Annotated in this window: 11 protein-coding genes and 1 tRNA gene; 6 read left to right on the top strand and 6 right to left on the bottom strand. The window is 64.9% G+C overall.

The genetic code is table 11. The annotated features are described in order from the left end of the window. Positions 1-73: 73 nt before the first annotated feature. From sucD to recA, 5 genes are all read right to left on the bottom strand, one after another. Positions 74-955, bottom strand: coding sequence for a succinate--CoA ligase subunit alpha (gene sucD, locus RR42_RS03100; RefSeq protein WP_043343904.1), 882 nt, complete (start codon positions 953-955; stop codon positions 74-76). A gap of 81 nt (positions 956-1,036) precedes the next feature. Then, on the bottom strand, positions 1,037-2,203 hold the full coding sequence (gene sucC / locus RR42_RS03095; protein WP_043343899.1) for an ADP-forming succinate--CoA ligase subunit beta: 1,167 nt from the start codon (positions 2,201-2,203) through the stop codon (positions 1,037-1,039). Positions 2,204-2,272: 69 nt separating this feature from the next. Next, positions 2,273-2,947, bottom strand: coding sequence for a DUF2889 domain-containing protein (locus RR42_RS03090; protein WP_043343897.1), 675 nt, complete (start codon positions 2,945-2,947; stop codon positions 2,273-2,275). Between the two features lie 327 nt (positions 2,948-3,274). Continuing rightward, positions 3,275-3,742, bottom strand: coding sequence for a recombination regulator RecX (gene recX / locus RR42_RS03085; protein ID WP_043351263.1), 468 nt, complete (start codon positions 3,740-3,742; stop codon positions 3,275-3,277). A 179-nt stretch (positions 3,743-3,921) separates the two neighbouring features. Then, entirely contained in the window at positions 3,922-4,995 is a 1,074-nt protein-coding gene (recA, locus tag RR42_RS03080) for a recombinase RecA (RefSeq protein ID WP_043343894.1), read from the bottom strand. 310 nt (positions 4,996-5,305) lie between these two features. Between recA and RR42_RS03075 the strand changes: the two genes are divergently transcribed. From RR42_RS03075 to tolA, 6 genes are all read left to right on the top strand, one after another. After that, positions 5,306-5,992: a response regulator transcription factor gene (locus RR42_RS03075; RefSeq protein ID WP_043343892.1), complete on the top strand. Its 687-nt coding sequence runs from the start codon at positions 5,306-5,308 to the stop codon at positions 5,990-5,992. Between the two features lie 99 nt (positions 5,993-6,091). Further along, a complete protein-coding gene (locus RR42_RS03070; protein WP_043351261.1) occupies positions 6,092-7,648 on the top strand; it encodes a sensor histidine kinase in 1,557 nt (518 codons plus the stop codon). Further along, positions 7,645-7,962: a DUF4212 domain-containing protein gene (locus RR42_RS03065; RefSeq protein WP_043343890.1), complete on the top strand. Its 318-nt coding sequence runs from the start codon at positions 7,645-7,647 to the stop codon at positions 7,960-7,962. Before RR42_RS03070 ends, RR42_RS03065 begins: the two co-directional genes overlap by 4 nt. A gap of 264 nt (positions 7,963-8,226) precedes the next feature. After that, positions 8,227-9,927, top strand: coding sequence for an MFS transporter (locus RR42_RS03060; protein WP_043343887.1), 1,701 nt, complete (start codon positions 8,227-8,229; stop codon positions 9,925-9,927). Positions 9,928-10,131: 204 nt separating this feature from the next. Further along, positions 10,132-10,208: transfer RNA gene (locus tag RR42_RS03055), tRNA-Met, on the top strand. 300 nt (positions 10,209-10,508) lie between these two features. After that, positions 10,509-11,249 carry a cell envelope integrity protein TolA gene (gene tolA, locus RR42_RS03050; RefSeq protein ID WP_043343883.1) on the top strand — a complete coding sequence of 247 codons (741 nt, stop codon included), beginning with the start codon at positions 10,509-10,511 and terminating at the stop codon, positions 11,247-11,249. A gap of 106 nt (positions 11,250-11,355) precedes the next feature. Here the strand turns inward: tolA and RR42_RS03045 are convergent, their stop codons facing one another. After that, a complete protein-coding gene (locus tag RR42_RS03045) occupies positions 11,356-12,204 on the bottom strand; it encodes a MetQ/NlpA family ABC transporter substrate-binding protein (RefSeq protein WP_052494420.1) in 849 nt (282 codons plus the stop codon). Positions 12,205-12,258 lie beyond the last annotated feature (54 nt).

Here is a 12,258-nt window from a genome sequence, read left to right as displayed (position 1 = left end):
CGGTCGCAGTCATGCGAGCGCTCCGGCTCCGGCAAGCATTCCCGCCGGTGGGCGGGAGGCTGCAGATCGGTACTTACAGGATCGACTTGAGCAGGCGAGCCATTTCCGACGGGTTCTTGGTGACCTTGATACCGCAGGCTTCCATGATTTCCAGCTTGGCTTGCGCCGTGTCGGCACCGCCCGAGATCAGCGCGCCGGCGTGGCCCATGCGCTTGCCCGGAGGCGCGGTCACGCCAGCGATGAAGCCAACCACCGGCTTCTTCATGTTTTCCTTGATCCAGTAGGCCGCGTTGGCTTCGTCCGGACCACCGATCTCGCCGATCATGACCACGGCGTCCGTTTCGGGATCGTCGTTGAACATCTTCATGATGTCGATGTGCTTCAGGCCGTTGATGGGGTCGCCACCAATGCCGACTGCCGACGACTGGCCCATGCCCAGCGCGGTCAGCTGACCGACGGCTTCATAGGTCAGCGTGCCCGAGCGCGACACCACGCCAATGCGGCCCTTGCGGTGGATGTGGCCCGGCATGATGCCGATCTTGATTTCGTCAGGCGTGATCAGGCCCGGGCAGTTCGGTCCCAGCAGCAGGGTCTTCTTGTTGCCCTTGGCCATCTTGTCCTTGAGCTCCATCATGTCGCGCACGGGGATGCCTTCGGTGATGCAGACCACCAGGTCCAGGTCGGCGTCAACGGCTTCCCAGATGGCGGCAGCGGCGCCTGCGGGCGGCACGTAGATCACGGACACGGTGGCGCCGGTCGATGCCTTGGCATCCTTGACGCTTGCGTAGATGGGAATGCCTTCGAAGTCTTCGCCCGCTTTCTTCGGGTTCACGCCGGCAACGAAGCAGTTCTTGCCGTTGGCATAGTCGCGGCAGCCACGGGTGTGGAACTGGCCGGTCTTGCCGGTGATGCCCTGGGTGATGACCTTGGTGTCTTTATTAATCAGAATCGACATGCTGTAATCCTTTGCTTGGCTCAAAGCAGCGCGCGAAGGCCTGGCCCCGGCGCGCTGCTGGCGTTCGTGTTCGCGTCTGGCTTACTTGCCCGCGGCAGCAGCCACGACCTTCTGGGCAGCTTCTTCCATGGTATCGGCGGCGATGATGGGCAGGCCCGAGTCGGCCAGCATCTTCTTGCCGATCTCTTCGTTGGTGCCCTTCATGCGCACGACCAGCGGCACGGACAGCGACACGGCCTTGGATGCAGCGATCACGCCCTCAGCGATCACGTCGCAACGCATGATGCCGCCGAAGATGTTGACCAGGATGGCCTTCAGGTTCGGGTTCTTCAGCATCAGCTTGAAGGCTTCGGTCACCTTCTCGGTGGTGGCACCGCCGCCCACGTCCAGGAAGTTGGCCGGCTCGCCGCCGAACAGCTTGATGGTGTCCATGGTGGCCATGGCCAGGCCGGCGCCGTTCACCAGGCAGCCGATGTTGCCGTCCAGCGAGATGTAGGCCAGGTCGAACTTCGACGCTTCGATTTCAGCCGGATCTTCTTCGTCCAGGTCGCGGTAGGCGACGATTTCCGGGTGACGGAACAGGGCGTTGGAGTCGAAGTTGAACTTGGCGTCCAGTGCGATCACCTTACCGTCGCCGGTCAGGATCAGCGGGTTGATTTCAGCCAGCGAGGCGTCGGTGTCCCAGAATGCCTTGTACAGGCCTTGCAGGGCCTGGCGGGCTTGCGCCACGCTTGCGTCGGGCACGCCGATCTTGCGGGCGATGTCGTCAGCGTCCGCGTCGAGCAGGCCGGCCGACGGATCGATGATCAGCGTGTGGATCTTTTCCGGGCTGTGGGCAGCGACTTCCTCGATGTCCATGCCGCCTTCGCTGGAGGCCATCAGGGCGACCTTTTGCGAAACGCGGTCAACCACCAGGCTGACGTACAGTTCCTTCTTGATGTCAGCGCCTTCTTCGATCAGCAGGCGGTTGACCTTCTTGCCTTCCGGGCCGGTCTGGTGCGTGACCAGGGTCATGCCGAGGATGTTGGTGGCGTAGGTCTTGACCTCGTCGATGCTCTTGGCCACCTTCACGCCGCCGCCCTTGCCGCGGCCGCCCGCGTGGATCTGCGCCTTGACGACCCATACCGGGCCGCCCAGTTGTTCAGCAGCCTTCAGGGCCTCTTCGACCGAGAACGCGGGGATGCCGCGCGGAACCGGCACATTGTATTTGCGCAGGATTTCCTTGCCTTGGTACTCATGGATATTCATGCGTGTTTCCTTTCGGGTAGGCGTAAAAGTGTGGAGATGGAATCTCGGCGGACTGCAGGCCGGCCTGGCTTAGCCAGAAGTGCCGGTTGACCTGCGCGACATGGCGCCGCCGGCGGGGGCGGCGAGCGCCTCCGCTGGCTGCGCCGCCGGGGTCGATGACCCTTCGGTCTTGATCCTCGGTTTTGGCTGGTGACCATACCAGCGGGGGTAAAACTGGCGTACGACCTCGCCTTCGAAATGCAGGGCATGGCAGCCGTGCAACTGGTAAGGCGGTTCGGTACTGGTGTCTTCGGCACCGCCGTCGCGAATGTTGAACACATCGCCGGCGAATGCCTGGATCGCGGTGGTCGGCAGTATGCCGGCCAGCTCGGTCAGATGGGTGCATCCGGCCACGCCCGACAGGCGCTCTTTCACCGACTTGCGGAAACCCTTCATCAGGTTCAGGCCGATCAGCTTGCGGTAGGCCGGGCCGATGGTGTCGCACTGGCCGGGATAAGGCACCCAGTCGGAACAGGCATCGGCGTCCACGACGTTCATGCGCAGGTCGATGGTGACGCGCAGCCACAGATCGTGCAGCGGCTCGCCCACCGGGCGTATGCCGCCGCCGGCCAGCGGAATCTCGCGCGGCTTGGTGTCGGTCAGGCGCGCCTCGATATCCCATAGGCCGTCGTCCCTAAGATAGGCCTCCGCCGTGATGGCACGACGGTGACGCAGGGCGCGATTGACGGGCGGGGAAAGCGGCATAACACCAGGCAGGAGCGGGAGAAATGGACGGCTGGGCCGGAAAACCGCAGGATTTTAACATGCCGGACAACGCTCGCCGGGAACAAACTGCGCGCGGCGCTGTTGTCGGGGATTGTCGAGCGACGGGCAAGTCCCGCGCATGCGGAAAAATCGCGGCATTGCGGGGGAAACGGCGTAAGGATCAAGGCGTGAGCAAGGCGCGAAGATTCGGAATACGCCTACTGGCAAAGCAGGTATGCGCCCGAAACCGGTGCAGGACATGGCAGTAACATCACCGCGGCATCACTGCGGCATCACTTGAACTTGAGGCGGCCACGTCGGCGGACGTCAGTCACTGCCATCCAGCCACGCATCCGCCCCTTTGATCACCTGGCTCACCACCGAGCGGGAAAAGCCGCGGGCGACCATGAAGCGGATCTGCCTGGCCTTGTCTTCGGGCGTGGCGGGCGGCGTGCCAAAACGCTTTTGCCAGACCGCGCGGCCGCGCTCCAGCTCCGACCCGCGCAGGCGATCCTGCAGGTCGGCGAGCTGATCGCCGCCGAGCTGATGGGTGCGGGCTTCCTGCATCACGCGGGCGGCGCCATAGCGGGCCGCGCGCCGGTGCACCAGGCTGTCGACAAAGCGCGCGTTGGACAGCCAGTTCTCGCGCTCCAGCGCATCCAGCAGTTGCTCGAGGGCCTCGGGAGACTCGGCGTGCGGGGCCAGCTTGCGCGCCAGCTCAGCCCGGCTGTGCTCGCGCCGCGACAGGTAGCCGACGGCGCGGGCTTTCAGGGAGAGAGGTGGACGGGTAGCCATGGGGAAGGCGCGCTTGAACACCGCGCTTTATCGATGCGTTATATAGACGCGTTTTATAGACGCGTTATATAGACGCGTTTATGGATGCACTTCAAAAATGCAAACCGGGGCGGCGCGCGTCGCTGCGCGTGCCGCCCCGGGGCAGGGATCGCGGCCGGGAATACCCCGGCCAGCGAAGCTCAGTCTTCGGCGGTGACCACGGCGCCGGCGGTGGCCGGCGTGGCGTTCATCAGGACCACGCCCAGCGACTCGCGCACCCTGTTCTCGATCTCGCCGGCGATGTCGGGATTTTCGCGCAGGTATTCACGCGCGTTGTCCTTCCCCTGGCCGATCTTCTCGCCCTTGTAGCTGTACCAAGCGCCCGACTTCTCGACGACCTTGGCGTCCACGCCGAGGTCGATGATTTCGCCCTGGCGCGAGATGCCCTGGCCGTAGAGGATGTCGAAGAAGGCTTCGCGGAACGGCGGCGATACCTTGTTCTTGACTACCTTGACCTTGGTTTCGTTGCCGATCACCTCATCGCCCTTCTTGATCGAGCCGATGCGGCGGATGTCCAGGCGCACCGAGGCGTAGAACTTCAGCGCATTGCCGCCGGTGGTGGTTTCGGGCGAACCGAACATCACGCCGATCTTCATGCGGATCTGGTTGATGAAGATCACCAGGCAGTTGGTGCGCTTGATGGTGCCGGTCAGCTTGCGCAGCGCCTGGCTCATCAGGCGGGCCTGCAGGCCCGGCAGCGAATCGCCCATCTCGCCTTCGATTTCGGCCTTGGGCACCAGGGCCGCCACCGAGTCGATCACGATCAGGTCGACCGAGCCCGAGCGCACCAGCGCGTCGGTGATTTCCAGTGCCTGCTCGCCGGTGTCGGGCTGGGAGATCAGCAGGTCGCCCACGGACACGCCGAGCTTGCCGGCATAGTTGACGTCGAGCGCGTGCTCGGCATCGATAAAGGCGCAGGTGCCGCCCAGTTTTTGCATTTCGGCCACGACCTGCAGCGTCAGCGTGGTCTTGCCCGAGGATTCCGGACCGTAGATTTCGACCACGCGGCCGCGCGGCAGGCCGCCGACGCCCAGCGCGATGTCCAGGCCCAGCGAGCCGGTGGACACGACCTGGATATCCTGGTCGATGTCGGCCTCGCCCAGTTTCATGATCGAGCCCTTGCCGAACTGCTTCTCGATCTGGGCCAGCGCGGCCGCCAGCGCCTTCTGCTTTTCGGCGCTTACGCCAGCACCCGCCTTCTTGCCGTCATCCATGGTCGTCCTTCCGTCAATGGTGTATAAATAGGCCGCATGTGGCGCGCTGCCTGCTTTTGCGGGTAACCGCCCGACCCGCGCCGCGCTGCGAACTCCTGATGACAATGAACCTGGCAGCAGGGGCAAGCATTGGGCAAACGTCGGTAATACGTGCGTTGCTAAAGTGCGTCGCTGAATTCAGTACGATCCGGCCCGCTCACTGCGCGACCGGATCAAGCGGGTACTGTATAAAAAAACAGTATGCTTGGCAAGTCCCGCACGCGTCATTTGATGTAAAGCGACGACTAAGCCGGCCAGGGTGGAGACAACCATGCGTATTCTGATCGCGGAAGATGACGACGTGCTGGCAGATGGCCTGACACGCTCATTACGTCACTCCGGCTATGCCGTCGACCATGTCGCCAGTGGGGTTGAAGCCGACTCGGCGCTCTCGACCCAGGCCTTCGACCTCCTGATCCTCGATCTCGGCCTGCCCCGCATGCCCGGGCTGGAGGTGCTCAAGCGCCTGCGCACGCGCGGCGCCATGCTGCCGGTGCTGATCCTGACCGCGGCCGACGGCGTCGATGAGCGCGTCAAGGGCTTGGACCTGGGCGCCGATGACTACATGGCCAAGCCCTTCGCCCTGTCCGAGCTGGAAGCCCGCGTGCGTGCGCTGGTGCGGCGCGGCGCCGGCGGTGGCGCCACGCTCACGCACCATGGCCCGCTGGCCTTCGACCAGGTTGGCCGCATCGCCTACCTGAACGAGCAGATGCTGGATCTCTCCGCGCGCGAAGTCGGGCTGCTGGAGATCCTGCTCACCCGCACCGGGCGGCTGGTATCGAAGGAGCAACTGGTCGACCACCTGTGCGAATGGGGCGAAGAGGTCAGCAACAATGCCATCGAAGTCTATGTACACCGGCTGCGCAAGAAGATCGAGGTGGGCGGGATCCGCATTGCCACGGTTCGCGGGCTGGGCTACTGCCTGGAGAAATTCCAGGCCGCCGTGGCGCACGACTAGAAAGCGCCATTAGAATCAGAACCGGCATCGGCGCCGCTTCCCTTTGACCGCATGCCGGCGACGCGCCAGGACCTGCCCCACCGCCACCTCCTCCTCCCCATGAGCCTGCTGCGACTGCCCCGGCGGCGCGCGCGGGCCGCACGGCCCGCGCGCGCGCCCTCCCCGCCCGATGAGATCGTCAGCGACGAAACGCTGGCCGAGGCCCTGCCGCACCTTGAAGACAGCGCGGGCCATCCATCGCCGCGCTCGCTGTTCGGCGAAATCCTGGACTGGATGCTGGCGCCGCTGCTGCTGCTGTGGCCAATGAGCATTGCCGTGACCTACCTGGTGGCAAAGTCTATTGCCAACGGGCCCTTCGACCGCTCGCTGGAGGCCAGCGCCATCGTGCTGTCGCAGCAGGTGCGCGAGGTCAACGGGCGCGTCACGCTGCAGTTGCCCCTGTCCGCGCGCGAAATCCTGCGGGCCGATGAAACCGACAACATCTACTACCAGGTGGTGGGCACGCACGGCGAGTTCGTCGCCGGGGACAACGACATGCCGCTGCCCGGCGAGGACGATCGCGGCCACGCCGGGCTGGTCTCGCTGCGCGACGACCGCATCGCGGGCAACGACGTGCGCGTGGCCTACACCTACGTCGATCTGAAGCAGGCGGGCGACGCGCAGCCGGTGCTGGTGCAGGTTGGCGAGACGCTCGACAAGCGCGCTCGGCTGGCCAATGAAATCATCAAGGGCGTGATCCTGCCGCAGTTCGTGATCCTGCCGCTGGCGGTGGTGCTGGTGTGGTTCGGCCTCACGCGCGGGCTGGCCCCGCTGACTTCGATCCAGCAGCGCATCCGCGCACGCAACCCCGGCGACACCAGCCCCATCGACGAGCGCGCCGCGCCGCAGGAAATCACGCCGCTGGTGGCCTCGTTCAACGACCTGCTGGCGCGGCTCGACGTGTCCGTGCAGACGCAGAAACGCTTTATCGCCGATGCCGCCCACCAGATGAAGACGCCGCTGGCCGGGCTGCGCATGCAGGCGGAACTGGCGCAGCGCGAGCAATCGCCCGAGGAGCTGCGCAAGTCGCTGGCGCAGATCGCCGGCAGCTCGGAGCGCGCGGCCCACCTGGTGACGCAGTTGCTGTCGCTGGCGCGCATGGAGAACCTGGCCGGCGCCGGCAGCATGGCGCCGCTGGACCTGGCCGCGCTCGCGCGCGAGGTGGTCAAGGACTGGCTGCCGCAGGCGTGGGCGCGCCGCATCGACCTCGGCGTGGATGCCGACGACCATCCGGTGATGGTGCAAGGCAATCGGTTGATGCTCACCGAGATGCTCAACAACCTGATCGACAACGCCATCCGCTACACGCCGGCCGATGGCCACGCCACCGTGCGCGTCAGCGCGGATGCCTTCGAGCCCTTCGCGTATCTCGAGGTGGAAGACACCGGCTGCGGCATCCCGGTGGCCGAGCGCGAGCGCGTGATGGAACGGTTCTACCGCGTGCTCGGCACCAAGACCCAGGGCAGCGGCCTGGGCCTGGCCATCGTGCGCGAGATCGTGCAGCAGCACGGCGGCGATGTCACCATTCTCGACCACGTCTACCAGACGGAGCCGCGCCTGGCCGGCGCGTGCTTTCGCATCACGCTGCGCCGGCCATCCCCACTGGAGCCTGCATGACCAACCCCAACCAGGCGCGCGGCGGGCGCGACCAGGCCGATCAGTCCGAGCGCCGCGCGTGGCATCGCAACCTGCGCTGGATTGCCGTGCTGCTATCGATCTGGTTCGTTGTCACCTTCGTGGTCGCCTGGTATGCCCGCGAGTTGCGCTTCGATTTCTTCGGCTGGCCCTTCTCGTTCTGGGTCGGTGCGCAGGGCGCGCTGATCGTCTACGTCCTGATGGCGGCAATCTATGCCTGGCGCATGAACCGCGATGAAGACGATGACGCCGGCGAGCTGCCCGCGCCCGCCCGCCAGCACGACGATGCTGCATAGCAAGAATCCCGGCGCCGCCACGCATCACAGGCTGACACAGGCCCGCCTGACGCCCTTCGCAGCGCGGCGCAGCACCGCCGGGCCTGCTTTTCGCCTAGCGTATACCCCGAGCGTTTAGTGGCGAACCCGGCCGAAATTGTCAGAACGCAGTAAGGTTCGCCTCCCACAATCCATTGCAACTTCGGAGGTTGTCGCGCGTCCGCCAGAGAGCGAGAGCGTGCCGGCCGCCAGCCCGAAAGATTCCGATCACAAACGGAGGAGACGATGGCCAACGCACAAAACGTGGCGATACCCGGGGGCAACGCCCAGAACTCGGCAATGACCGCCGAAGAGAGGAAGGTGATCTTTGCCTCCTCGCTCGGGACGGTGTTCGAGTGGTACGACTTTTATCTTTACGGTTCGCTGGCGGCCATCATCGCCAAGCAGTTCTTCTCCGGCCTCGATCCAACCGCCGCCTTCATTTTCGCCCTGCTGGCATTTGCCGCCGGCTTCATCGTGCGGCCGTTCGGCGCGCTGGTGTTCGGCCGCCTGGGCGACATGATCGGGCGCAAGTACACCTTCCTGGTGACCATCCTGATCATGGGGGCCTCGACCTTCATCGTGGGCCTGTTGCCGGGATTCGCCAGCATCGGCTGGGCCGCCCCGATCATCCTGATCGGGCTGCGCATGCTGCAGGGCCTGGCGCTCGGCGGCGAGTACGGCGGCGCCGCCACCTACGTGGCCGAGCACGCGCCGCACGGCAAGCGTGGTGCCTATACCGCCTGGATCCAGACCACCGCCACGCTCGGCCTGTTCCTGTCGCTGATCGTGATCCTGGTGTGCCGCAACATGACGGGCGCCAACTTTGAAGTCTGGGGCTGGCGCATTCCGTTCCTGGTCTCGATCCTGCTGCTGGGCGTGTCGGTCTACATCCGCCTGTCGATGAGCGAATCGCCCGCCTTCCAGAAGATGAAGGCCGAAGGCAAGACCTCCAAGGCCCCGCTGACCGAAGCGTTCGGCCAATGGCGCAACCTGAAGATCGTGATCCTGGCGCTGATCGGCCTGACCGCCGGCCAGGCCGTGGTCTGGTACACCGGCCAGTTCTACTCGCTGTTCTTCCTGACCCAGGTGCTCAAGGTCGACGCCACCACCGCCAACCTGCTGATCGCGGGCGCCCTGGTGGTCGGCACGCCCTTCTTCATCTTCTTTGGCTCGCTGTCGGACAAGGTCGGGCGCAAGTGGATCATCATGGCCGGCTGCGCGCTGGCGATGCTGACCTACTTCCCGCTGTTCAAGGCCCTGACCCACTACGCCAACCCGGCCCTGGAGCGCGCGCAGCAAAGCGCCCAGATCGTGGTGACCGCGGATCCGAAGCAATGCTCCTTCCAGGGCAGCCCGATCGCCCGCGAAATCGATTTCCGCAGCTCCTGCGACATCGTCAAGCGGACCCTGGCACAGGCTTCGGCCAGCTATGAAGTGGTGGAAGCTCCGGCCGGCACCGTGGCCTCGGTGAAGATCGGCGACAAGGAGATCGCTTCGTTCAACGCCTCGCTGGTACCGGCGGGCCACAGCTTCGACGATGCGAGCAAGAAGCAGATCGCTGCGTTCAAGAAGCAGGTGGGCGAGTCGATGGCCTCGGCCGGCTACCCGACCAAGGCGGACCCCGCGCAGATGAACACCATCATGGTGCTGGTGGTCCTCGTCATCCTGGTGATCTACGTGACCATGGTGTACGGCCCGATCGCGGCCATGCTGGTGGAGATGTTCCCGACCCGGATCCGCTACACGTCCATGTCGCTGCCGTATCACATCGGCAATGGCTGGTTCGGCGGCCTGCTGCCCACCATCTCCTTCGCGCTGGTGGCGCAGAACGGCAACATCTACTACGGCCTCTGGTACCCGATCATCATCGCGGGCGTCACCCTGGTTCTCGGCTCGCTGTTCATCCGCGAAACCAAGGACGTGGATATCTACGCCAACGACTGAAGGCGCGTGAGCCGGCCCGTGGTCCAGGGCAACAGTCTCATGCACGACTGATCCGGTAGTCAGTCGCTCCACCGGCGGGCCGCAAGGTCCGCCGTTTTTTTTGCAGGCTGCAGGGTGCATGCCGTGCCATTCGACGCCCTCAAAACTTTTTGAAGAAGTGGTGTTGACAGCCTCAAAATGCCATGTATAATCTCGGTCTTGTTCGGCGAATTAGCTCAGTTGGTTAGAGCGACGGAATCATAATCCGCAGGTCCGGGGTTCGAGTCCCTGATTCGCCACCATATTCGTTGAAGCCTGGAAACGGGCTACAACAAAAACCCCTCCCGATCGCAAGATCGGGAGGGGTTTTGCTTTTGGGGCTTCTGTTTCTCGCCAGATCCACGCTCCACCTTCAGGGCATCCCGCCGCAGAGAATCCCGCTTGCCTGCCGCGACGATGCCGACCTAAGCTGCATGCAGTGGATGCCATGCGCGGGGTCGCGCACAAAGCACCGCACCGGCTCCTTTCACTGAGATGTGAGAGTGATTCTGGAATGACACAGCACTGACTATGCATCGCCCGTCCGTGGCCTGCCGCACGTCATGATGACCATTGCCCATCCGTATCAACAGGTGCAGGAGCGAGGAACGCTGAAGTGTTTCCTGCTGGCTCTGTTCATGCATCTGCTGCTGGGCTTGATGCTTTACTACGGGGTGCATTGGCAGAGCCGCACGCCGGCCGGCGTGGAGGCGGAGTTGTGGGACACCGTGCCCGAGATTGCGCAGCCCCAGCCGGTGGTCCAGCCGACACCCGTGGAACCGCAGCCTGTCTTGAAGCCGGAGCCGGACGACAACGCCGACATCGCCCTGCAGACTCAAAAGCGCAAGCAGGCGGCCGAGCAAGCCAGGCAGGCCGACCAGCGCGAGCGCAATGCGCGGGAGGCGGAGCGCCAGGCGGCCTTGAAGCAGCAGCGCCAGAGCGAACTGGCACGCCTGCAGGCCATGGCCAACAGCGCGCCCACCACAGGTGGCGCAGGCAACCGCGCGGGCACCGGCGCCGGTGCTGGCGGCAACGCCTCGCCCGGCTACGCGGACCGCGTGCGGCGCCGCGTGAAGCCGAACATCATCTTTACCGAAGAGATCGCTGGCAACCCGGCCGCGGTGGTCGCGGTGCGCATGGCGCCGGATGGCTCGCTGCTGTCGGTGCGGCTGGCCAAGTCCAGCGGCAATGCCGGCTGGGACAACGCCGTGCTGCGCGCGGTGGAGCGATCCGACCCGCTGCCGCGCGACGAGAACGGCGTGGCGCCCCCCGGCGTCAACATCACGTTCATGCCACGGGAATAGCGGCCGGCCACAAACAAAAAGCCCCTTCGGACCTTGCGATCCGAAAGGGCTTGTCTGCCAGGCCTGCGCAACCGGGACGGCGCAATGTCCATGGCCACCTGCCCGATCAGAACGACGGCACCATGGCCCCCTTGAACTCGTTCTTCATGAACTGCCGTACCTCTTCCGACTGGTAAGCGGCAACCAGCTTCTTCACCCACGGCTTGTCCTTGTCCTGGGTGCGCACGGCGATGATGTTGGCGTACGGGCTGTGGATGTCTTCCAGCGCGATGGCGTTGCGGGTCGGCTGCAGGCCAGCGGCAAGCGCGTAGTTGGTGTTGATCACCGCCGCGGCCACGTCGGGCAGCGAGCGCGCCAGCTGCGCGGCGTCGAGCTCGACGAGCTTCAGCTTCTTCGGGTTGTCGCTCACATCCAGCGGCGTGGCGTTGACGCCGTTGGCACCAACGCCACGCTTGAGCTTGATCACGCCTTGCGCGGCCAGCAGGAGCAGCGCGCGGTTCTCGTTGGAGGGATCGTTGGGCACGGCGACCTTGGCGCCTTGCGGCAGGTCCTTGGGCGACTTCAGCTTCTGCGAGTAGATGCCCAGCGGAGAGATATACGTGTAGCCCGCGCTGACCATCTTGTAGCCGCGCTGCTTCACCTGGCTGTCCAGGTAAGGCTGATGCTGGAAGCTGTTGGCGTCGAGGTCGCCCGCGTCGAGCGCGGCGTTGGGCTGCACATAGTCGTTGAACTCGACGACCTTGATGTTGAGCCCTTCGCGCTTGGCGACCTTCTGCACGACCTGCCAGACTTGCGCGTCCGGGCCGCTGACGGTGCCGACGCGCAGGGTCTGCTCCTGCGCCATCGCGGCGCCCGATGCCACGATGCCCAGCGTGGCGACCGCGACGGACAGCGCTTGCCGGAGGGAGGGATAAGAGAAACCGGAAATCCCGGAAAAACCAGAGAAGTTGGACATGCTGCTTGTGCTCCTTTGCGCCATGCAAGCCAGCTTGCATGGCTTTAACCATGA

Source organism: Cupriavidus basilensis, from assembly GCF_000832305.1.
GTDB lineage: Bacteria > Pseudomonadota > Gammaproteobacteria > Burkholderiales > Burkholderiaceae > Cupriavidus > Cupriavidus basilensis_F.
This window is presented reverse-complemented; position numbering and strand designations above follow the sequence as displayed.

Excerpts from the sequence above, each read along its gene's own strand:
- recA (WP_043343894.1), bottom strand. The coding sequence starts at position 4,995 with ATGGATGACGGCAAGAAGGCGGGTGCTGGCGTAAGCGCCGAAAAGCAG.
- RR42_RS03070 (WP_043351261.1), top strand. The coding sequence starts at position 6,092 with ATGAGCCTGCTGCGACTGCCCCGGCGGCGCGCGCGGGCCGCACGGCCC.
- RR42_RS03065 (WP_043343890.1), top strand. The coding sequence starts at position 7,645 with ATGACCAACCCCAACCAGGCGCGCGGCGGGCGCGACCAGGCCGATCAG.
- tolA (WP_043343883.1), top strand. The coding sequence starts at position 10,509 with ATGATGACCATTGCCCATCCGTATCAACAGGTGCAGGAGCGAGGAACG.
- sucD (WP_043343904.1), bottom strand. The coding sequence starts at position 955 with ATGTCGATTCTGATTAATAAAGACACCAAGGTCATCACCCAGGGCATC.
- RR42_RS03060 (WP_043343887.1), top strand. The coding sequence starts at position 8,227 with ATGGCCAACGCACAAAACGTGGCGATACCCGGGGGCAACGCCCAGAAC.
- RR42_RS03075 (WP_043343892.1), top strand. The coding sequence starts at position 5,306 with ATGCGTATTCTGATCGCGGAAGATGACGACGTGCTGGCAGATGGCCTG.
- RR42_RS03090 (WP_043343897.1), bottom strand. The coding sequence starts at position 2,947 with ATGCCGCTTTCCCCGCCCGTCAATCGCGCCCTGCGTCACCGTCGTGCC.
- RR42_RS03045 (WP_052494420.1), bottom strand. The coding sequence starts at position 12,204 with ATGTCCAACTTCTCTGGTTTTTCCGGGATTTCCGGTTTCTCTTATCCC.
- recX (WP_043351263.1), bottom strand. The coding sequence starts at position 3,742 with ATGGCTACCCGTCCACCTCTCTCCCTGAAAGCCCGCGCCGTCGGCTAC.
- sucC (WP_043343899.1), bottom strand. The coding sequence starts at position 2,203 with ATGAATATCCATGAGTACCAAGGCAAGGAAATCCTGCGCAAATACAAT.